The organism is Pseudomonas urmiensis, assembly GCF_014268815.2.
Classification (GTDB): Bacteria; Pseudomonadota; Gammaproteobacteria; order Pseudomonadales; family Pseudomonadaceae; genus Aquipseudomonas; species Aquipseudomonas urmiensis.
Genome location: NZ_JABWRE020000001.1, coordinates 3,595,888 through 3,617,013 on the forward strand (window position 1 = coordinate 3,595,888; position 21,126 = coordinate 3,617,013).

Annotated in this window: 12 protein-coding genes, 2 tRNA genes and 3 rRNA genes; 4 read left to right on the forward strand and 13 right to left on the reverse strand. The window is 58.6% G+C overall.

Annotated features, from left to right (window positions below):
- The first annotated feature begins 60 nt into the window (after positions 1–60).
- Entirely contained in the window at positions 61–1,311 is a 1,251-nt protein-coding gene (locus tag HU737_RS16220; protein ID WP_186554621.1) for a ribonucleotide-diphosphate reductase subunit beta, read from the forward strand.
- Positions 1,312–1,395: 84 nt separating this feature from the next.
- On the opposite strand, the gene HU737_RS16225 is transcribed toward HU737_RS16220, so the two are convergent.
- The 10 genes from HU737_RS16225 to HU737_RS16270 all read right to left on the reverse strand — a co-directional run bounded on the left by HU737_RS16225 (position 1,396) and on the right by HU737_RS16270 (position 13,128).
- A complete protein-coding gene (locus HU737_RS16225) occupies positions 1,396–2,295 on the reverse strand; it encodes a LysR family transcriptional regulator (RefSeq protein ID WP_186554620.1) in 900 nt (299 codons plus the stop codon).
- Positions 2,296–2,363: 68 nt separating this feature from the next.
- Positions 2,364–4,391 carry a pyridoxamine 5'-phosphate oxidase family protein gene (locus tag HU737_RS16230; RefSeq protein ID WP_186554619.1) on the reverse strand — a complete coding sequence of 676 codons (2,028 nt, stop codon included), beginning with the start codon at positions 4,389–4,391 and terminating at the stop codon, positions 2,364–2,366.
- Positions 4,392–4,421: 30 nt separating this feature from the next.
- Positions 4,422–5,051, reverse strand: coding sequence for a glutathione S-transferase family protein (locus HU737_RS16235; RefSeq protein ID WP_186554618.1), 630 nt, complete (start codon positions 5,049–5,051; stop codon positions 4,422–4,424).
- A 155-nt stretch (positions 5,052–5,206) separates the two neighbouring features.
- A complete protein-coding gene (locus HU737_RS16240) occupies positions 5,207–5,761 on the reverse strand; it encodes a UPF0149 family protein (protein ID WP_186554617.1) in 555 nt (184 codons plus the stop codon).
- A 164-nt stretch (positions 5,762–5,925) separates the two neighbouring features.
- Positions 5,926–7,569, reverse strand: a complete 1,644-nt coding sequence (locus tag HU737_RS16245; protein WP_186554616.1) for an acetolactate synthase large subunit — start codon at positions 7,567–7,569, stop codon at positions 5,926–5,928.
- Between the two features lie 380 nt (positions 7,570–7,949).
- Positions 7,950–8,065: ribosomal RNA gene (rrf, locus tag HU737_RS16250) — 5S ribosomal RNA — on the reverse strand.
- Positions 8,066–8,194: 129 nt separating this feature from the next.
- A 23S ribosomal RNA gene (locus tag HU737_RS16255) occupies positions 8,195–11,087 on the reverse strand.
- A gap of 238 nt (positions 11,088–11,325) precedes the next feature.
- Positions 11,326–11,401 (reverse strand) — tRNA-Ala (locus HU737_RS16260).
- A gap of 26 nt (positions 11,402–11,427) precedes the next feature.
- Positions 11,428–11,504 (reverse strand) — tRNA-Ile (locus HU737_RS16265).
- A gap of 87 nt (positions 11,505–11,591) precedes the next feature.
- Positions 11,592–13,128: ribosomal RNA gene (locus HU737_RS16270) — 16S ribosomal RNA — on the reverse strand.
- Together the 16S, 23S and 5S rRNA genes with 2 tRNA genes alongside form the textbook arrangement of a ribosomal RNA operon.
- A 539-nt stretch (positions 13,129–13,667) precedes the next feature.
- On the opposite strand from HU737_RS16270, the gene HU737_RS16275 reads away from it, so the two are divergent.
- Positions 13,668–14,564, forward strand: coding sequence for a formate/nitrite transporter family protein (locus HU737_RS16275; protein ID WP_186557606.1), 897 nt, complete (start codon positions 13,668–13,670; stop codon positions 14,562–14,564).
- A 3-nt stretch (positions 14,565–14,567) separates the two neighbouring features.
- On the opposite strand, the gene HU737_RS16280 is transcribed toward HU737_RS16275, so the two are convergent.
- Positions 14,568–15,662 (reverse strand): MBL fold metallo-hydrolase, encoded by a 1,095-nt coding sequence (locus HU737_RS16280; RefSeq protein ID WP_186557605.1) that lies wholly within the window; start codon positions 15,660–15,662, stop codon positions 14,568–14,570.
- Positions 15,663–15,788: 126 nt separating this feature from the next.
- Between HU737_RS16280 and HU737_RS16285 the strand changes: the two genes are divergently transcribed.
- Together HU737_RS16285 and HU737_RS16290 are read left to right on the forward strand one after the other, a co-directional pair.
- Positions 15,789–16,865 carry a diguanylate cyclase gene (locus tag HU737_RS16285; RefSeq protein WP_186557604.1) on the forward strand — a complete coding sequence of 359 codons (1,077 nt, stop codon included), beginning with the start codon at positions 15,789–15,791 and terminating at the stop codon, positions 16,863–16,865.
- A 57-nt stretch (positions 16,866–16,922) separates the two neighbouring features.
- The gene (locus tag HU737_RS16290) at positions 16,923–19,508 is read left to right on the forward strand and encodes a bifunctional diguanylate cyclase/phosphodiesterase (protein WP_186557603.1); all 2,586 of its coding nucleotides are present in this window, start codon (positions 16,923–16,925) and stop codon (positions 19,506–19,508) included.
- Positions 19,509–19,675: 167 nt separating this feature from the next.
- Here HU737_RS16290 and HU737_RS16295 read toward each other — a convergent pair whose 3' ends face one another.
- On the reverse strand, positions 19,676–19,996 hold the full coding sequence (locus HU737_RS16295) for a DUF2025 family protein (protein ID WP_186557602.1): 321 nt from the start codon (positions 19,994–19,996) through the stop codon (positions 19,676–19,678).
- A 138-nt stretch (positions 19,997–20,134) separates the two neighbouring features.
- Positions 20,135–21,052 (reverse strand): LysR family transcriptional regulator, encoded by a 918-nt coding sequence (locus HU737_RS16300; protein ID WP_186557601.1) that lies wholly within the window; start codon positions 21,050–21,052, stop codon positions 20,135–20,137.
- Positions 21,053–21,126: the final 74 nt, after the last annotated feature.

The following is a 21,126-nucleotide window of genomic DNA, read 5'->3' on the forward strand; positions in this document are numbered from 1 at the left end:
CAGGCATCACCTCAAATCCAACCGGTTGCCCCGCGCAACCCTCTAGCAGGAGCCAGGACCATGCTGAGCTGGGACGAATTCGATAAAGAAGACGGCGAAGTCGCCGCCAAAGGCAGCACCCCCGCGCAGGCCAACGCCGCCGCTACCCTCGACAAGCTCGACAGCGCCGGTGGCGCCGCCGCCCTGGAAGCGCGTGCCGCTACCGCTTCTGACTCCGAGGCGGTCAAGCGCGCCAAGGCTGCCCTGAACGACCTGGACATCGCCGAAGGCCTGGCTGAACTGGAAGGCTCCTCGGCCCGCGTTGCGGTTGACGAGAAGCGCATGATCAACTGCCGCGCCGACCTCAACCAGCTGGTACCGTTCAAGTACGACTGGGCCTGGCAGAAGTACCTCGACGGCTGCGCCAACCACTGGATGCCGCAAGAGGTCAACATGACCGCCGACATCGCCCTGTGGAAGAGCCAGGACGGCCTGACCGAAGACGAGCGCCGCATCGTCATGCGTAACCTGGGCTTCTTCTCCACCGCTGACTCGCTGGTTGCCAACAACCTGGCGCTGGCCGTGTACCGCCTGATCACCAACCCGGAGTGCCGCCAGTACATCCTGCGCCAAGCCTTCGAAGAGGCGATCCACACCCACGCCTACCAGTACTGCATCGAGTCGCTGGGCATGGATGAAGGCGAGATCTTCAACATGTACCACGAGATCCCATCGGTGGCGAAAAAGGCCGCCTGGGGCCTGAAGTACACCCGCGCGATCTCGGATCCGGAGTTCAACACCGGCACCCCAGAGACCGACAAAGAATTGCTGCGCAACCTGATCGCCTACTACTGCGTACTGGAAGGCATCTTCTTCTACTGCGGCTTCACCCAGATCCTGTCGATGGGTCGCCGCAACAAGATGACCGGCGTTGCCGAGCAGTTCCAGTACATCCTGCGTGACGAGTCGATGCACCTGAACTTCGGCATCGACGTGATCAACCAGATCAAGATCGAGAACCCGCACCTGTGGGATGCCTCGATGAAGGAAGAAGCCACCCAGATGATCCTGCAAGGGACTCAGCTGGAGATCGAATACGCCCGTGACACCATGCCACGCGGCGTACTGGGCATGAACGCCGCGATGATGGAGGACTACCTCAAGTTCATCGCAAACCGTCGCCTGACCCAGATTGGTCTGAAGGAAGAATACCCAGGTACCACCAACCCGTTCCCTTGGATGAGCGAGATCATGGACTTGAAGAAGGAGAAGAACTTCTTTGAGACGCGCGTGATCGAGTATCAGACGGGTGGGGCGTTGAGCTGGGACTGATCTTCCCGCTTAAACTGGAAAGGGCTGCCCAATGGGCAGCCTTTTTTGTGAGCGCTTGATTGGTCTGCCCTGATTCAAATCCACTCAATTCAGATACCGATGCGCCCGCAACTGCTGCGCCAGCCTATCGATGAAGGCACGTACCTTGGCCGAGCCGTACTTGCTCTCCCGGTGCAGCACATGAATCGGCCAAGGCGCCTCTTCGTACGCTTCCAGCACCACCTGCAAACGACCGGCAGCCAGATCGCCCGCCACCTGATAGGACAGCAGCCGGGCGATCCCCAGGCCAGCGCTGGCGGCCACGATGGCTGCGTCATTGCTGGTAACGGTCAGGCGCGGCTTGAGCCGAACCTGGATCGGTTCATGGGCCGGCCCGAACTTCCAATCCAGTCGCGGTGACACGCCGCTGGCAGCGATCACGGTATGCTGCACCAACTCACTCGGATGCTGCGGCACGCCGTGGCGGTCGAGGTACTCCGGCGAGGCGCACAACAACCGGCGCACCTGGCCGACGTACAAGGCCTTGAGGCCCGAGTCGGGCAGCGGGCCGATGCGCACCGCAACGTCCATGCCCTCCTCCACCAGGTTGACCACCCGATCGAGAAAATACGCCGACACATCAACCTGCGGGTAGGCCCGCAGGTAGTCGACGATGCAAGGCATGACGAAGGCTTTGCCGAACAATAGCGGCGCGGTCACCGAGAGATTGCCCTTGGGCGCTGCATTGACCCCGGCGGCGGCTTCGTTGGCTTCGACGATGCTGGCGAGAATGTTGCGGGTGTCTTCCAGATAGCGGCTGCCCGCTTCAGTCAGGCGCACACTGCGGGTGGTGCGCAGCAGCAGTTTGACCCCGAGGGTTTCCTCCAGCGTGCTGATTGCGCGGGTCACCGCCGCGGGCGAGATGCCCAGACGGCGGGCGGCGCCAGCAAAGCTCTCCAGCTCGCCGACGGCCACCAACACCTTCATCAGGTGGATCTGATCCATGCCGCGCCCCCGTGGTTGTCGTGGGGCGATTATTCGCGGGGGCAACACGCTTGCACAAGTGCGGCGATCTATAGATCCAGTACCAACGGTTGAGCACTGTCCCCCTCTAGCTGGGCTGGAACTGCGCAGCAGATCAACACTGAGCCGCTTTCCGGCAGTTCTGCCGGTGGATTCGGGTAATGCACCTGGCCACTGAGCAAACGGGTCTTGCAGCTGCCACACGAACCGCCCCGGCAACTGAAGTCCGGTGACAGACCACGATTCTCCGCCAGTTCCAACAAGCTGCCGCTGTCAGGTGTCCAGCGTGCCTCCTTGGCGGAACCGGCGAAATACACCGGCACTGGCACACTGGCTGCGGGCGGCTGCACCAGGGGCGGCTGCGCGGCATCGCCGTGGCGTTTGAGCGTTGAAGGTCCGAAAGCCTCGGCATGCAGGCGATGATCCGGCACGTTTACAGTACGTAGTCCGTCGTAGATATCCTGGGTGAAACCAGGGGGGCCACACAGATAGAAGTCGTAGTCATCCAAGGCCAGGCGACTCTTGATCTGCTCAATACCCAGGCGCCCCGTGAGCTCGTAATCGCGTCCCTGTTGCGCATGCGCTTCCGGCTGGCTCAGGGCTCGGTGCACGCTCAGCGCACTATTGGCCTGTCGCAGCGCAGCCAGTTCCTGCTGGAATGGCAACTCAGCCAGGCTTCGAGCGCCTTGGAACAGATGGATAGGTCGGCTGGGATTGCGCGTCAGCTGCTCGCGCAGCATTGCCCAGAGCGGGGTGATCCCCACGCCCGCGCCAATCAGCACGACCGGGCGCGGGCTGTCGCTATCGAGCTTGAAACTGCCCATCGGCAAGCGCACCTGCAGCAGGTCACCCACGGCAACCTGTTCATGCAAGTGCCGCGATGCCGGGCCTTGCGCCCTGACGCTGATACGCACATAGCCATCGGCGGGGGCACTGGACAGGCTGTAGGTACGCACCACTGAATCCTCGCCCAGGCGAACACGCACAGGTATGTGCTGACCTGCGGCGAATGGAACGGGCAAGCCGTCCTGTGGTTGCAGATAGAACGAGCGAATATCGCGGCTCTCTTGCGCTATCTGCAGCACACGCCAATCCTGCCACTCTCGTTGGACCTTGCTCTGTTTCAAGCGCTGCTCGGCCTCGGCCCAGGTGCCAGTCATCAGGCTGGTCGGCGCATACTCCTCGAACGCCCAACGCAGCGACACGCCAGCTGGGCGCAGCACCACTTGCTCGATTTCAAGCGTCCAGAGCCGCTCGGCACCTTCGAAAGCGGCTATGGCCGGGCTCTGCAGAATTAGCTCGGTGCGACCTGAAAGCTGCAGCACATCACCACTGGCAAAATCGACGAATAGCAGCCCGGCCCGTGGATTGAGCAGCAAATTGCCAAGGGTGTTGAAATGCAGGTTGCCGGCATAATCGGGGATGGTTAGGCGATTGCCCTCGACCTTGATGAAGCCTGCGCGACCTCCGCGGTGCGAGACATCCACCGAACGCTGAGCGTCGTCGTGATCGACGTAGCTTGCGACAAAAAAGGTGTCGGCCGACTCGATCATCGCAGTCGCCCGAGCATCCAATATCGTCGAATCCTCACGCGGCATTGCAGGTTCGTCGACTCGTCGGTAGTCACGCAACTGGATGTACTGCGGGCAGTTGCCGAACGATTGCTCCACTTCAACCAGCAGCTGTCCCGCTGCGCCCAGGCTGATCTGGCCATTGATCCGATTGCGTCGCCGGGTGTGCAGCTCGATGCCCAGCAAGCCGATCGATTGGCCTGCCGCAATACCTGATGCAGCAGGATCATCAGCTGCCGGTGTAGCGGATATCACCAGCTGGCGGGGTTCGGGTGAGGTGACGAAGCCTTCTGGGCCTTCGAGCAGGGTCGCCCAAGGCCTGCCCTGGGCATCTACCGTGCCGGCCACCATGAACGGCAACTGATGGTAGAACTGGCGATGCTGATCGGGCATGTAGTCGCGAATGACCTTTTGCCCGAACTGCTCCATGCGCTCGGCGACGCCGACCTTTTCCTGCAGGCTTTTTTCGCCGGGGTGCCAGGGCGAAGTTCGATGGTGTGCGCGCATGGTGGAATACCTCGCAGCGTTGGGTGGCGATCAATCTGCGCTTTGCAGGCCCACGGCGGTGCGTGGCATCGCTACGAATCCGGGCAGCGCCTCGATGCGCGCCAACCAGGCACGGACGTTAGCGTAAGGCTCCAGCGACACATTGCCCTCCGGCGCGTGGGCGATGTAGGAGTAGTTGGCGATATCAGCGATGGTGGGCGTATCCCCGACCAGGAATGGCGACTTGGCCAGTTCACGGTCCATCACTGTCAGCAGCGTGTGGGCACGTGCGATGACTTCCTCGGTATTGAACGTGGCGCCGAAAACAGTCACCAACCGCGCAGCTGCAGGGCCATAGGCGACCGGCCCGGCAGCCACTGACAGCCAGCGTTGCACTTGGGCGGCCGCGTGTGCTTGCTCGGGCAGCCAGCGGCCCTGGCCGTAGGTCTTGGCCAGATACACGAGGATGGCATTGGAATCGGCGATCACCGTACCGTTGTCGTCAATCACCGGCACTTGGCCGAACGGGTTGATGGCCAGGAACTCGGGCTGCTTGTGCGCGCCCTTGGCCAGATCAACCAACACCAGTTCGGTGGGCAGGTTGAGCAGCGAGAGCATTAGCTCGATGCGATGGGCATGGCCAGATTTCGGGAAGTTGTACAGTTTGATGGCGGTCGACATGATTGCGCTCCAGGCGGGTTAGGCTGTGGAACACATGCTGCGCCTAATCTGCTGGCAACAGAATCAGTGCAAGGGGCAATCCATAATTTCGCCAAACGAAATAATCATTAGCGAGCCATTCACGGCCATGGCGCGAATGGCGCTGCGCGAATAAGTCAGTGGCGCTGCTGCTTCTGGTAGCGATACAAGCCACGCGCGGCATCGATAACCAGCGGCACGCAGGCTTGCAGCTCATCGAAGCTCATCGAGTCGAGCAACTCGAAGTTATCTTCCAGGCCATGCAAGGAGATCGCCTTGAGCAGTGCATCCTGCTCCGGTGGCAGTGCGTCCCACTGGGCGACCTGGGTGCCACGCATGTAGCCAAAGCACCACTCTTCGAGAATGATCGCCGGCCCTTCCTCGCCCTCGTTCTCTTCGAACAACGGCTCGAAGTGCTCCAACTGCTCGGCCAGCTCGGCGGCTACGTCATTGCAGTAACGCAGCATCAGTGCGGTGTAGGCCTCTTCATGAGCGGGACGTTTGAACTTAGGCACTTTGCCGCCGCTGACGGCGGGTAACCATTTTTCCGGGGTGACGGTGGTTGGCGAGCTGGCAAGCGCGGTAAAGAAACCATTGAGCTCGGCCAGGTTGAGCACGGAGAAGTCGTTGCCGTAGGTGATCAGCAGGTCTTCGAGGCGGGCGAGTTCTTTGTCATTGAGGCGGGGAAGCATGAGTCTGGGTGTCCTGGGTAAGGAGTTTGGGTGCACCCTAGCACATGATCAGGTGAAGCACAGAGGTGTTGTCTGGGCTGGCCTCATCGCGGGTCAAGCTGCTCCCACAAGGCCTGAATTGGCTCTGTGGGAGCGGGCTTGACCTGCGATAGAAGCATCAGCGTTTAGACCGCCAGCGCGCGCTCACGCAGCTCGCTGTTGAGGATACGGTCGTTCTCCGAGTAGTCGACCGGGCAGTCGATCACGTGCACGCCTGGGGTCTTGATGCAGTGCTCGAGCAGCGGCAGGAAGCCTTCGGCGCTTTCTACACGGTGGCCGTTGGCACCATAGGCTTCGGCGTATTTGACGAAGTCCGGGTTGCCATAGTCCAGGCCGAAATCGGTGAAGCCCATGTTGGCCTGCTTCCAACGGATCATGCCATAACCGTCGTCACGCAGGATCACCACGGTGATGTGCATCCCTAAGCGCACTGCGGTTTCCAGCTCTTGGCTGTTCATCATGAAGCCGCCATCGCCGCACACCGAAATCACTGGGCGATCTGGGTAGACCAAGTGCGCCGCCATGGCCGATGGCAGGCCGGCGCCCATGGTCGCCAGGGCGTTGTCGAGCAGCACGGTGTTGGGCTTGTGCGCCTTGTAGTTACGGGCGAACCAGATCTTGTAGATGCCGTTGTCCAGGGCCACGATACCTTCCGATGGCAGCACGCGGCGGATGTCGGCGACCAGGCGCTGCGGGTAGACCGGGAAGCGATCGTCGTCGGCACCTTCGGCGATCTGCACTTCGTTGGCTTCGCGAATCGCCATGAGGCGAGTGAAGTCCCAGTGCGAGGTATCGCCCAGGCCTTCGCCGATCTGCCAGACAGCGTTGGCGATGTCACCGATCACTTCGACCTGCGGGAAGTACACGGCATCGACTTCGGCGGAGCGGAAGCTGATGTGAATGACTTCAGTGCCGCCACGGACCATGAAGAACGGCGGTTTTTCGATCACGTCGTGGCCGATGTTGATGATCAGGTCGGCAGCCTCGATCGCGCGGTGCACGAAGTCACCGGACGACAGCGCAGCATTGCCCAGGAAGCGTGGGCTGCGCTCGTCAACCACACCCTTGCCCAGCTGGGTAGTGACGAACGGAATGCCGGTCTTGTCGATCAGTTGCTTGAGGACCTTGGCGGTCATCTTGCGGTTGGCGCCGGCACCGATTACCAGGATCGGGCTGCGGGCGGTGCGCAGTTTCTCGATGGCGGCTTCGATGGCCACATGCTCGGCCAGCGGACGGCGGTGCAGGCTACGCGGGATGGGCATGGCATCAGTCTGCTCGGCAGCGATGTCTTCCGGCAGCTCCAGGTGCACGGCACCCGGTTTTTCTTCTTCAGCCAGACGGAAAGCTTCACGCATGCGCGCGGGGATGTTGTCGGCCGAGGCGAACTGGTGGGTGTACTTGGTGATGGGGGCCATCATGCCGCACACGTCGATGATCTGGAAGCGGCCCTGTTTGGACTTCTTGATCGGCTTCTGGCCGGTAATCATCATCATCGGCATACCGCCCAGGTAGGCGTAGGCACTGGCGGTCACCAGGTTGGTCGCGCCAGGGCCGAGGGTCGACAGGCTGACGCCGGTCTTGCCGGTCAGGCGGCCATAGGTGGCGGCCATGAAGCCTGCGGACTGCTCGTGGCGGGTCAGTACCAGCTTGATCTTCGACTTGCGCAGGGACTCCAGCAGGTCGAGATTCTCCTCACCAGGAATGCCGAACACATACTCGACACCTTCGTTTTCCAGGCATTGCACAACGACATCGGCGGCCTTAGCCATCTTGCTTGTTACCTCAAGTAGTAGGACGGTGGAGACGTCCAGGACGGTCAGCACGGTGTACTGACTTCGGTCTGTCGCGGGCGGAAGGTGCCCCCGAATCTAAGTCTTGACGCTGACTATGTGCGAGAAAGTCACGTCATTGAACTGCAATATTGTCGCACCTATCGTGCAGGAGAGATGCGCTTGTTCGGACAAAATGCATTTGCTTGAGGGGGAAAGGCGGGAGGGGTTGAGCGGGGGGCAGTTTCTATCGCGGGGCAAGCCCGCTCCCACGCATGCTTCGTCTCAACTGAATGAGGTATCGATTAGGCTGATTTGGCGGAAGGCAGAAAAGACAAAACCCCTACCTGCTCGCGCAGATAGGGGTTTTGCGAAATGAATCTTGACGATGACCTACTCTCACATGGGGAAACCCCACACTACCATCGGCGATGCATCGTTTCACTACTGAGTTCGGGATGGGATCAGGTGGTTCCAATGCTCTATGGTCGTCAAGAAATTCTGTAGCCAGAATGTCCAGATGGACAGCCCAGCGAATTCAGATATGCGATTGTTGTGATTACGAACTTTCGGGTCTTTCGTCTTCACCACCGCAATTCGCGCTAGCAAATTGCTTGGGTGTTATATGGTCAAGCCTCACGGGCAATTAGTATTGGTTAGCTCAACGCCTCACAGCGCTTACACACCCAACCTATCAACGTCGTAGTCTTCGACGGCCCTTTAGGGGATTCAAGATCCCAGTGAGATCTCATCTTGAGGCAAGTTTCCCGCTTAGATGCTTTCAGCGGTTATCTCTTCCGAACATAGCTACCCGGCAATGCCACTGGCGTGACAACCGGAACACCAGAGGTTCGTCCACTCCGGTCCTCTCGTACTAGGAGCAGCCCCTCTCAAATCTCAAACGTCCACGGCAGATAGGGACCGAACTGTCTCACGACGTTCTAAACCCAGCTCGCGTACCACTTTAAATGGCGAACAGCCATACCCTTGGGACCGGCTTCAGCCCCAGGATGTGATGAGCCGACATCGAGGTGCCAAACACCGCCGTCGATATGAACTCTTGGGCGGTATCAGCCTGTTATCCCCGGAGTACCTTTTATCCGTTGAGCGATGGCCCTTCCATACAGAACCACCGGATCACTAAGACCTACTTTCGTACCTGCTCGACGTGTGGGTCTCGCAGTCAAGCGCGCTTTTGCCTTTATACTCTACGACCGATTTCCGACCGGTCTGAGCGCACCTTCGTACTCCTCCGTTACTCTTTGGGAGGAGACCGCCCCAGTCAAACTACCCACCATACACTGTCCTCGATCCGGATAACGGACCTGAGTTAGAACCTCAAAGTTGCCAGGGTGGTATTTCAAGGATGGCTCCATGAGAACTGGCGTCCCCACTTCAAAGCCTCCCACCTATCCTACACAAGCAAATTCAAAGTCCAGTGCAAAGCTATAGTAAAGGTTCACGGGGTCTTTCCGTCTAGCCGCGGATACACTGCATCTTCACAGCGATTTCAATTTCACTGAGTCTCGGGTGGAGACAGCGCCGCCATCGTTACGCCATTCGTGCAGGTCGGAACTTACCCGACAAGGAATTTCGCTACCTTAGGACCGTTATAGTTACGGCCGCCGTTTACCGGGGCTTCGATCAAGAGCTTCGCTTGCGCTAACCCCATCAATTAACCTTCCGGCACCGGGCAGGCGTCACACCCTATACGTCCACTTTCGTGTTTGCAGAGTGCTGTGTTTTTAATAAACAGTCGCAGCGGCCTGGTATCTTCGACCAGCAAAAGCTTACGGGGCAAGCCCTTCACCTTCGCCGGCGCACCTTCTCCCGAAGTTACGGTGCCATTTTGCCTAGTTCCTTCACCCGAGTTCTCTCAAGCGCCTTGGTATTCTCTACCTAACCACCTGTGTCGGTTTGGGGTACGGTTCCCGATTGTCTGAAGCTTAGGAGCTTTTCTTGGAAGCATGGCATCAACCACTTCGTCGCCTAAAGGCAACTCGTCATCAGCTCTCGGCCTTGAGATCCCGGATTTGCCTAAGATCTCAGCCTACCACCTTAAACTTGGACAACCAACGCCAAGCTGGCCTAGCCTTCTCCGTCCCTCCATCGCAACAATCGGAAGTACAGGAATATTAACCTGTTTTCCATCGACTACGCTTTTCAGCCTCGCCTTAGGGACCGACTAACCCTGCGTCGATTAACGTTGCGCAGGAAACCTTGGTCTTTCGGCGTGCGAGTTTTTCACTCGCATTGTCGTTACTCATGTCAGCATTCGCACTTCTGATACCTCCAGCAAGCTTCTCAACTCACCTTCACAGGCTTACAGAACGCTCCTCTACCGCATCACCAAAAGGTGATACCCGTAGCTTCGGTGCATGGTTTGAGCCCCGTTACATCTTCCGCGCAGGCCGACTCGACTAGTGAGCTATTACGCTTTCTTTAAAGGGTGGCTGCTTCTAAGCCAACCTCCTAGCTGTCTAAGCCTTCCCACATCGTTTCCCACTTAACCATGACTTTGGGACCTTAGCTGACGGTCTGGGTTGTTTCCCTTTTCACGACGGACGTTAGCACCCGCCGTGTGTCTCCCATGCTCGGCACTTGTAGGTATTCGGAGTTTGCATCGGTTTGGTAAGTCGGGATGACCCCCTAGCCGAAACAGTGCTCTACCCCCTACAGTGATACATGAGGCGCTACCTAAATAGCTTTCGAGGAGAACCAGCTATCTCCGAGCTTGATTAGCCTTTCACTCCGATCCACAGGTCATCCGCTAACTTTTCAACGGTAGTCGGTTCGGTCCTCCAGTCAGTGTTACCTAACCTTCAACCTGCCCATGGATAGATCGCCCGGTTTCGGGTCTATACCCAGCGACTAAACGCCCTATTAAGACTCGCTTTCGCTACGCCTCCCCTATTCGGTTAAGCTCGCCACTGAATATAAGTCGCTGACCCATTATACAAAAGGTACGCAGTCACCTAACAAAGTAGGCTCCCACTGCTTGTACGCATACGGTTTCAGGTTCTATTTCACTCCCCTCTCCGGGGTTCTTTTCGCCTTTCCCTCACGGTACTGGTTCACTATCGGTCAGTCAGTAGTATTTAGCCTTGGAGGATGGTCCCCCCATGTTCAGACAAAGTTTCTCGTGCTCCGTCCTACTCGATTTCATTGATAAGAGATTTTCGTGTACGGGGCTATCACCCACTATGGCCGCACTTTCCAGAGCGTTCCACTAATCTCAAACCAACTTAAGGGCTGGTCCCCGTTCGCTCGCCACTACTAAGGGAATCTCGGTTGATTTCTTTTCCTCAGGGTACTTAGATGTTTCAGTTCCCCTGGTTCGCCTCTTGCACCTATGTATTCAGTACAAGATACTCAGCTTATGCTGAGTGGGTTCCCCCATTCAGAGATCTCTGGATCACAGTCTGTTTGCCGACTCCCCAAAGCTTATCGCAGGCTACCACGTCTTTCATCGCCTCTGACTGCCAAGGCATCCACCGTATGCGCTTCTTCACTTGACCATATAACCCCAAGCAATCTGGTTATACTGTGAAGACGACATTCGCCGAAAATTCGTTCGCTCTTGCGAGCATTCACAAATTTTACCTTAGCCTGATCCACTGCCAGTGAAAGCAGCGTTCAGTCTATTTCTATCACATATCCGAATTTTTAAAGAACGATCTGACAAAAGTCAGAAATCAACATTCACATTGGAATGCTCATTTCTAAGTTCTAGCAGTGCTGCGAAACCTGAAAGAGTGGTGGAGCCAAGCGGGATCGAACCGCTGACCTCCTGCGTGCAAGGCAGGCGCTCTCCCAGCTGAGCTATGGCCCCGTATTACCTAGGCTGCACCAAGTAATTGGTAGGTCTGGGCAGATTTGAACTGCCGACCTCACCCTTATCAGGGGTGCGCTCTAACCAACTGAGCTACAGACCTATAACAGGGTCGCGTTACAGCATCGTCTTTATACAAGTGAATCAAGCAATTCGTGTGGGAGCTCATCAGCAGGCTGATGTCTTCGATTAAGGAGGTGATCCAGCCGCAGGTTCCCCTACGGCTACCTTGTTACGACTTCACCCCAGTCATGAATCACACCGTGGTAACCGTCCTCCCGAAGGTTAGACTAGCTACTTCTGGTGCAACCCACTCCCATGGTGTGACGGGCGGTGTGTACAAGGCCCGGGAACGTATTCACCGCGACATTCTGATTCGCGATTACTAGCGATTCCGACTTCACGCAGTCGAGTTGCAGACTGCGATCCGGACTACGATCGGTTTTGTGAGATTAGCTCCACCTCGCGGCTTGGCAACCCTCTGTACCGACCATTGTAGCACGTGTGTAGCCCAGGCCGTAAGGGCCATGATGACTTGACGTCATCCCCACCTTCCTCCGGTTTGTCACCGGCAGTCTCCTTAGAGTGCCCACCATAACGTGCTGGTAACTAAGGACAAGGGTTGCGCTCGTTACGGGACTTAACCCAACATCTCACGACACGAGCTGACGACAGCCATGCAGCACCTGTGTCAGAGTTCCCGAAGGCACCAATCCATCTCTAGAAAGTTCTCTGCATGTCAAGGCCTGGTAAGGTTCTTCGCGTTGCTTCGAATTAAACCACATGCTCCACCGCTTGTGCGGGCCCCCGTCAATTCATTTGAGTTTTAACCTTGCGGCCGTACTCCCCAGGCGGTCAACTTAATGCGTTAGCTGCGCCACTAAAATCTCAAGGATTCCAACGGCTAGTTGACATCGTTTACGGCGTGGACTACCAGGGTATCTAATCCTGTTTGCTCCCCACGCTTTCGCACCTCAGTGTCAGTATCAGTCCAGGTGGTCGCCTTCGCCACTGGTGTTCCTTCCTATATCTACGCATTTCACCGCTACACAGGAAATTCCACCACCCTCTACCGTACTCTAGCTTGCCAGTTTTGGATGCAGTTCCCAGGTTGAGCCCGGGGCTTTCACATCCAACTTAACAAACCACCTACGCGCGCTTTACGCCCAGTAATTCCGATTAACGCTTGCACCCTCTGTATTACCGCGGCTGCTGGCACAGAGTTAGCCGGTGCTTATTCTGTCGGTAACGTCAAAACAGCAAGGTATTATCTTACTGCCCTTCCTCCCAACTTAAAGTGCTTTACAATCCGAAGACCTTCTTCACACACGCGGCATGGCTGGATCAGGCTTTCGCCCATTGTCCAATATTCCCCACTGCTGCCTCCCGTAGGAGTCTGGACCGTGTCTCAGTTCCAGTGTGACTGATCATCCTCTCAGACCAGTTACGGATCGTCGCCTTGGTGAGCCATTACCTCACCAACTAGCTAATCCGACCTAGGCTCATCTGATAGCGCAAGGCCCGAAGGTCCCCTGCTTTCTCCCGTAGGACGTATGCGGTATTAGCGTTCCTTTCGAAACGTTGTCCCCCACTACCAGGCAGATTCCTAGGCATTACTCACCCGTCCGCCGCTGAATCGAAGAGCAAGCTCTTCTCATCCGCTCGACTTGCATGTGTTAGGCCTGCCGCCAGCGTTCAATCTGAGCCATGATCAAACTCTTCAGTTCAATACTGCTTGGGTTTTTAAGAAACCCTAAACTTGGCTCAGCAATCTCAAATGACTACTATGATTGCTCATGTGGCCACTTGTGATGCTGATAATCTTGGCGACTATCAAACCGTACTCACAAGCACCCACACGAATTGCTTGATTCAATTTGTTAAAGAGCGTTTGGTTAAGAGCTTTTCGTCTCAACCGAGGCGCGCATTCTACGCTTTCCTCTGTGTCTGTCAAGCGTTTATTTCGAAGTATTTTGCGAGAAACTCGTTCAACTTCAAACACTTGACTCGCTTGCGATCTCTCGCAGCGGGAGGCGAATTCTACAGCGTTACAAACTGCTGTCAACTACCTTTTTCACCGCTGTGGATCTCAAGCGTTTGCTGCATCTCGCTGCGTGCATCGCTGCGAGGAGGCGAATAATACGCGGTTTGAAATCTGAGTCAACACCTTGATCTAAAAAAACTTTCTGACTGTTATCAAGGTTGTGAGCAACTAAATAGAAGCTCAACGGATCTGTAGAGAACCACCCAGCGGAGCACAGCGGCCATGAGCGATGCGCAGAGCGACAAGACCCCAGGCCTGTCGGCGGATGAAGAGCAGGAAATCAGCCACAACCAACCGCCCCGAGCAGCGGTTCTGCACGAAATCATTCGTGCCCAGGGCGACCAAGAGCTTGAGCGCACGCTCGCCGCGCTATGGTGGTCAGCCTTGGCCGCAGGCCTGAGCATGGGCCTATCGCTCATGGCGATGGGCTTGTTCTATGCCCGCCTACCCGAAGGCGATAGCGCCCAGGTGATTGCCAGCATCGGCTACAGCGCGGGGTTCATGGCCGTGATTCTGGCTCGCCAGCAACTGTTTACCGAAAACACCCTGACTGCCGTGCTGCCGCTGATGACCACTCCCACCCTGGCCAACCTGGGTCGGCTGCTGCGACTCTGGAGCGTGGTTCTCCTGGGTAATCTGGCCGGCACTATATTAGTAGCGTGGGTGATGCTCGAATTGCCGATCTTCGACAGCAAGGCCGATGTGGCGTTTCTGGAAGTGGGCCGCAAGGTGATGAAGAACGACATCAGCCAGATGTTCGCCAAGGGCATCGTCTCCGGATGGATGATCGCCACCATGGTCTGGATGATCCCCGCCATGGAGAACGCCAAGATCTGGATCATCCTGATGATTACCTACTTGATGGCGTTGGGCGATTTCACCCATATCGTCGTAGGCTCCGTGGAAGTGTCCTACCTGGTATGGGCCGGAGATGAAACCTGGCAGGCCTTCTGGCTGGAGTTCGCCTTGCCCACCCTGGTCGGTAACATCATAGGCGGCAGCTTTATCTTCGCCCTCATAAGCCACGCCCAAGTCCGCAGCGACAGCGGCAAGCCTCCTTCGCAGCTACTTAAAGAAGGCAATAAGCCCACAAGCCGCCGCCAGGAGCCGAAGATCTGATCTTCAGCGTGAAGCCACCGAGCGCTGCGCCGCCCTGCCCTGCTGGCGTATCGGACGTGGCTGCCACCAGTTCTGCCCGGCATGCGGTGAGTCGAGGCTGATGCGCTCGCCCATCTGCGGCGTACTCAGTTTTACCTGCGCCTGCGCGGCCAACGCCAGAATGCGCTCGAACGGTTCCTGCCAACCATGGATGGAGAGATCAAAGGTGCCGTTGTGGATCGGCAACAACCACTGCCCGCGCAAATCCAGGTGTGCCTGCAAACTCTGATCTGGCTGCATATGAACATTCGGCCAGGCCAGGTTATACGCACCGGTCTCGATCAGGGTCAGGTTGAACGGCCCATAGCGTTCGCCGATCTGCCGAAAGCCGTCGAAGTAGCCGGTATCACCACTGAAGAACAGCCGCAGGTCATCATCGATGATCACCCACGAGGCCCACAGGGTTCGATTGCTGTCGAACAGCCCGCGACCAGAAAAATGCTGCGCCGGGGTGGCCACCAAACGCACGCCGCCTATCTCGGTTTCTTGCCACCAATCGAGTTGACGCACTTTCTCACTCGGTACACCCCAGTCGATCAGCCGGTCGCCCACGCCCAACGGGGCAAGGAACTTGTCGGTGCGCCCTGCCAGTTGGCGAATGGCCTGTTCATCGAGGTGATCGAAATGATCGTGCGAAAGAATCACCGCGGCCAGTGCTGGCACTTCGTTCAGCGCCAGGGGCGGCGCATGGAAACGCAGTGGCCCAGCCCATTGCACCGGCGAGGCACGTTCGGCAAAAACCGGGTCGGTAATAAAGAAGCGCCCACGCAGCTTGAGCAGTACCGTTGAATGCCCCAGTCGCCAGAGGCTGTGGTCTGGCGCATCGAGCACCTGCTGACGGGTCATCGGCAGCAGGCTGATGGGCGCAACGGGTCGGGTCTCGGGCGGCTTGCGCAACAACAAGTACTTAAGGCCAATGCGCAGTTTGTTCATCGCCCCATCCTGGGGCAGCGTCGCCTGATTGTGGAATCGTCCATCCCTGTAGTGCGCCGGGTCAGCGGCGTTAGAGGCCGTGGGCAGCATGAACAGAAGCACTCCGAGCAGGAACAAGGCGTTCATGTTACCCCACAGTGATCGGATCAACCGTGAATTGGCTTGTAAGGTCATTTTTCGCCGAGCGAACACTGTTGAACAATATTCACGCGATTTATGCGATAAACGGCGTCCCACGGAAGAACCACGACCATGATCGATAATAACAGCGGCAAGGGACTCTCATTCGTCAGGCGCATCTACCTGCCGCGGTTCCTCGGCATGGGCATCGGCCTATTCTGCGTGATGGCTGCGATGGCCCCCTTGCAGCCGCCGACCTGGGTCTGGGTGCTGATGCTGGTCAACGCTGTGGCTTGGCCACACCTGGCCTATCAGTGGGCGATGCGCTCGGCAGCGCCCTACCGGGCCGAACAGCGCAACTTGTTGCTCGATTCGCTGATGGGCGGGTTCTGGACTGCTGCCTTCCACTTCAATCCACTGCCCAGTGTCACCATCCTGTCGATGATGGCCATGAACAATGTCGCCGCCGGCGGTAAACGTATGGTCATCCGCGGTTTACTGGCGCAACTGGTCGGTATGCTGCTGGCCAGCCTGGTAATCGGTACCGGCTTGCAGCTGCAAGCCACCCCCTTGCAGGTTTTCGCCTGCCTGCCGATGCTCACTCTCTACCCATTGGCATTGGGCTGGGTGTGCTACCGGCTGGCAATCAAGCTGGCCGATCACAAGCGCCAGCTCAGCGCCCTGAGCCGCACCGACAGCCTCACTGGCCTGCTCAACCATGGCTCGTGGAAGGACCTGCTGCTACTCAAATTCCAGATCTGTCGCCAGCAGCAGCTACCCGCGGTTATCGCCCTGATCGATATCGATCACTTCAAAACCATCAACGATACCTTCGGTCATGTGGTCGGCGACTGCGTGCTGCGCCATCTGAGCCAGGAACTGCGGCGTAACCTGCGCGAGGATGACCTGGGCGGGCGCTACGGCGGCGACGAGTTTTGCGTGATCTTCCCGAATATCGACGAAGCGCGTGCCGGCCAGGCCATGGAGCGCCTGCGTGAACGGGTCAATGCCTACCGCAACCCGCAGTTGCCTGCGCTGCGTATCAGCCTGAGCATCGGCCTGGCGGCGTTCAATGCCGAGCTCAAGTCTGCCGAACACTGGCTGGAAGAGGCCGACAAAGCGTTGTACGCAGCCAAGCATCAAGGCCGCGACCAGGTGAATTTCAATCGTGGCGGCGGCGCACCGCTCAGGCTGGCCTATCCTGAATGAACCTTCCCTCAAGCCATCGGCGGGAGGGATGCAGTTCTACAAGGAGTAGCCTCGCGCATGGACAGGACAGTCGCCCTATCGCCCGCAAGCCCCGCTCCACGTCTGCAAGTACGTCGTTTGATCTTTGGCTTTTCTGCGCTGTTTCTGCTGGCCGCGCTGGTCACGCTCGGGGCGCTGTTCAATATCGCCGCCACCCTGGATCAGCAAGAGCAGGATCAAAGCACCTTCCACGCCACACAAGCACTGGAGCAGCGCCTGCTCGCCTCGCGTCAGTTTCTCTCCAGCTACGCGGTGTGGGACGCCGCCTACCAGCACCTGAGCGGTGAGGTCGACTGGCAATGGGCGTACGAAGAGAAGAACGTCGGCGAATCGCTGTTCAGCGCCAGCGGCTATGAAGGCGTGTTCGTGATTGATGACCAGCGCACAACCTATGCCCTATTTAAAGGCAGCCCAAGCCAATCGCCGGCCAGCGCCTACATAGACTCTGCCCTGGCGCCGATCATAGCCCAAGCGCGAAAAGCCGCCCCCGCACGCGAGCAGATCACTCATTTCGTCTTGCTCAACGGCTGGCCGGCAGTACTCACTGCCGCCGCCATTCGCCCTGACATAGAGGTTTCAGAAGCCGACGTGGCCCAGGCGCCGATCATGCTTTTCGTCGACCAACTGACCGAAGCCAAGCTGACCAAGCTCGGCCAGGGTGCGGGTTTGAGCGACATGCGCGTCGAGCCAGTCAACAGCGATGCCCACGGCCAACCGCGCATAACCCTGGGCAACACCGGCTATCGCCTGGCCTGGAGTAGCCCACAACCCGGCCGCCAGTTGCTCTGGGCGGTGCTGCCGCCCTTGCTCGGCGCTTTAGTAGTGCTGGGCCTGGTGATGCTTTATCTGTTTCGCCATGCGTTGCGCAGCTCACAGGCCATCGACCTGAGCCTGCAACGCCTGCAACAGAGCAATCAGGCCCTGGAAGCCAGCGAGCAGCGCTTTCGCGCAGTTGCCGAGGCGGCGTCTGACTGGATCTGGGAAACCGATCGCCACCAGCGCCTGACCTATCTCTCGCAGCGCTTCGCCAGCGTCACCGGGTATCGCGTGGAGGACTGGCTGGGCCAGCCGCTCAACCAGTTACTGGCGTGCGACACCACGCCCCTGTCACCCTGGCTGGACGCCCAGACCGACACCGATCCACAGCAGTTGGCCAACCTGCGCTGCGCCTACCGCGACCACACCGGGCAGAACCGCTACTGCCGGATCTCGGCACGTGCGATTGTGTATGCCGGCAAGCTGGCAGGTTTTCGCGGGACCGCCAGCGACATCACCGACGAGGTCGATGCCCACGCCAGGATCCAGCACCTGTCCATGCATGACGCCCTGACGGGCTTGGCCAACCGCAACAAACTGTCGCGTCATCTGGAGCAAGCCCTGCTGCGCGGCAGCGACTCGCCGCCGCTGACCTTACTGTTGCTGGACCTGGACAACTTCAAGCCAATCAACGACTCGCTCGGCCATCCGGCAGGCGATGCGGTATTGCAGGAAGTGGCTGCTCGCCTGCGCGACACCACCCGCGACGGTGATCTGGTGGCGCGGCTTGGCGGTGATGAATTCGTCCTGGTCCTCAGCGGCATGGACAATCGCAGCGAGATCGACCGCCTCTGCGCGCGCCTGATCGAGCTGCTGCAACGGCCCATCGCTTATGAAGAACAACAACTGCACATCGGCGCCAGCCTGGGGGTAGCCCAGACCCGATCGCAGGGGTTCGATGCCGGCGAACTGATCCGCTGCGCCGACATTGCCCTGTATCAGGCCAAAGCCGACGGCAAGAACAGCTGGCGCTACTTCTCGCCGGAAATGAGCCAGCAGATCCAGTACCGCCGGCAGCTGGAAAACGACCTGCGCCGAGCGCTCAAGCACAATGAGTTCGTCCTGCATTATCAGCCGCGCTACCGCCTGGACGATCTGCGCATCGTTTCCGTGGAAGCCTTGGTGCGTTGGCAGCACCCGCAGGAAGGCTTGCTTGGCCCGGACATCTTCATCCCGCTGGCCGAACAAAGCGACCTGATTGCCGCACTCGGCCGCTGGGTCCTGCGCGAAGCCTGCAGCACCGCTCGCGACTGGCCGCAGGCGCTGCTGGTTTCGGTCAATCTGTCTCCGGCGCAGTTCTCGCGCAGTGACGTGGTCGCCGATGTGCGCGATATCCTGTTGGAGACCGGCTTCCCGGCGCAACGTCTGGAGCTGGAGATTACCGAGAATGTCATGCTCAACGACATCGAAGGGGCGCTAGGCACGATGCTCGCGCTCAAGGAGTTGGGCGTGCGGCTGAACATGGATGATTTTGGCACCGGCTATTCATCGCTGGGTTATCTGCGCACCTATCCGTTCGACAGCATCAAGATCGACAAGCGGTTCATTGCCGGGCTGAACAGCCAAAACGGCAATGACCGCGCGGTAGTGCAGGCGATCATCAACCTGGGCAAGGCGATGGGTTTGACGGTCACCGCGGAAGGGGTGGAGACCGAGCAACAGCTCAAGGCGCTGGGCAAGGAGCGCTGCCATGAAGTGCAGGGCTATTACTTGAGCCGGCCGGTGGACAAGGACAGTTTCGAGGCCTTGTTGCGTCAACCGGATGATCAGCAGCATGGGGCGGGTTGAGCCTTGGGGGTTATGTCAGATCTGGCCTCTTCGCGGGCAAGCCCGCACCCACAGGATTAGCGCCAATTTCCAGTTCGGCGCGGCCCCTGTAGGAGCGGACTTGCCCGCGAAGAGGCCGCTTCTGACACCACATCTACCGCAGCCCCGCCGATAGAACAACCGATCAATCAGCGCAAATTGCGCTCGGCGACGATTTCCGGCAGGTCCGTGCGCTGCAAATAAATGCGTAAAGGCTGGCCAATATTCAGTCGATCATCCACATGTTGCCCAAGCAACAAGGCTAGCCGCTCACGGCATAACGCCATGCGCGTCCCGGCTTCGGCTCGCCAGACAAATTCGCTACAGGGAGTAATGCTGTCATCCGCCACGTCCATGCCGAACGCGTCTTCTGAAAAGCGCACGATATGCGTACCGCGCTTGCCGTGAAAGCCGACGAAACCATTGAGCTGGTCAGCGGCGCTGCAGATGTCCTGGGATGTAATGGCCATGGCGTACCTCGCAAAAAGATGGGAGTCACGCACGCAGGGTAAGCGGCTGCCTCTGCCGGGCAACGCGCAAGGGCCAGCCTAGCGCAAGTCGCCAGGGGACGGCCAAGGTTTTCGCAGCCGTGAAGCCATCCGCTCGCTTCAACTGGCGCTCGCCGCTGGATCGACCTGCCCCTCGAGCACCACCGCCAACCAGCTCATGAACGCCTGGACCCGGCGTGGCACATGGCGCTGACGTGCATACAACAAAGACACCGGCATGGCCTGGGCCTGCCAGGGTTCGAGCACCGAGACCAACGCGCCACTGCGCAGGTGCTCGGCCACGCCAACTGCAGGCACCTGGATCAATCCCAGGCCTGCCAGACAAGCGGCAGAATAAGCTTCGGCATTGTTGACCGTGACCACGCCACCCATGGGCTGCAAGTACACTTGCCCTTCCCGCTCATACTCGAATCCTGCGCTGCGCGCGCCAAGATTGCGCACGTAGTGGACCAGTCGATGCCCGGCCAGGTCGGCAAGACTGTGCGGCATGCCGAATGTGGCCAGGTAAGCGGGGCTGGCGCAGTTGCGCATGCTCAACTGGCCGATCGGCCGCGCCACCACGTCCAGGTCACTGAGCGCACCAATGCGCATCACACAATCAAAGCCTTCACGCAACAGGTCGACCTGACGATCGGTGCAGCTGATTTCCACCTCAAGATGAGGATGACGCTGGAGGAACTGCGGCAACGCCGGGATGATCACCCGTCGCGCCATCATGGTCGGTAGATCGATCCGCAGGCGGCCGGACAATTGCGCATCGTCGGCACGAAACAAGCTTTCGATCTCATCCATGCCCGAGAGCACGTCCTTACTGCGCTCGTACAGCAGCAGCCCGTCCTGAGTCGCCTGGACTCGGCGGGTGGTGCGGTTGAACAGCCGGCTACCAAGCAATCGCTCCAGCGCCTTGACCTGCTCGGAGACGGTAGAGCGCGGCAGGCCCAGGCTCTCCCCGGCCAGGGTGAAACTGCACAGTTCATTGACCCTGACAAAGGTCTTCAGCAGCTCAAGCTTGTTCATCCTCAGGCACTCGATTATCCGGATCTAGCGAACAGTATTTCCAAATTCACAGGATTTAACAGCCTGGAGGCGAT

Coding starts and splice junctions, on each gene's coding strand:
- HU737_RS16240 (WP_186554617.1), bottom strand. CDS start 5,761: ATGCTTCCCCGCCTCAATGACAAAGAACTCGCCCGCCTCGAAGACCTG.
- HU737_RS16245 (WP_186554616.1), bottom strand. CDS start 7,569: ATGGCTAAGGCCGCCGATGTCGTTGTGCAATGCCTGGAAAACGAAGGT.
- HU737_RS16280 (WP_186557605.1), bottom strand. CDS start 15,662: ATGAACGCCTTGTTCCTGCTCGGAGTGCTTCTGTTCATGCTGCCCACG.
- HU737_RS16290 (WP_186557603.1), top strand. CDS start 16,923: ATGGACAGGACAGTCGCCCTATCGCCCGCAAGCCCCGCTCCACGTCTG.
- HU737_RS16220 (WP_186554621.1), top strand. CDS start 61: ATGCTGAGCTGGGACGAATTCGATAAAGAAGACGGCGAAGTCGCCGCC.
- HU737_RS16235 (WP_186554618.1), bottom strand. CDS start 5,051: ATGTCGACCGCCATCAAACTGTACAACTTCCCGAAATCTGGCCATGCC.
- HU737_RS16285 (WP_186557604.1), top strand. CDS start 15,789: ATGATCGATAATAACAGCGGCAAGGGACTCTCATTCGTCAGGCGCATC.
- HU737_RS16275 (WP_186557606.1), top strand. CDS start 13,668: ATGAGCGATGCGCAGAGCGACAAGACCCCAGGCCTGTCGGCGGATGAA.
- HU737_RS16225 (WP_186554620.1), bottom strand. CDS start 2,295: ATGGATCAGATCCACCTGATGAAGGTGTTGGTGGCCGTCGGCGAGCTG.
- HU737_RS16300 (WP_186557601.1), bottom strand. CDS start 21,052: ATGAACAAGCTTGAGCTGCTGAAGACCTTTGTCAGGGTCAATGAACTG.
- HU737_RS16295 (WP_186557602.1), bottom strand. CDS start 19,996: ATGGCCATTACATCCCAGGACATCTGCAGCGCCGCTGACCAGCTCAAT.
- HU737_RS16230 (WP_186554619.1), bottom strand. CDS start 4,391: ATGCGCGCACACCATCGAACTTCGCCCTGGCACCCCGGCGAAAAAAGC.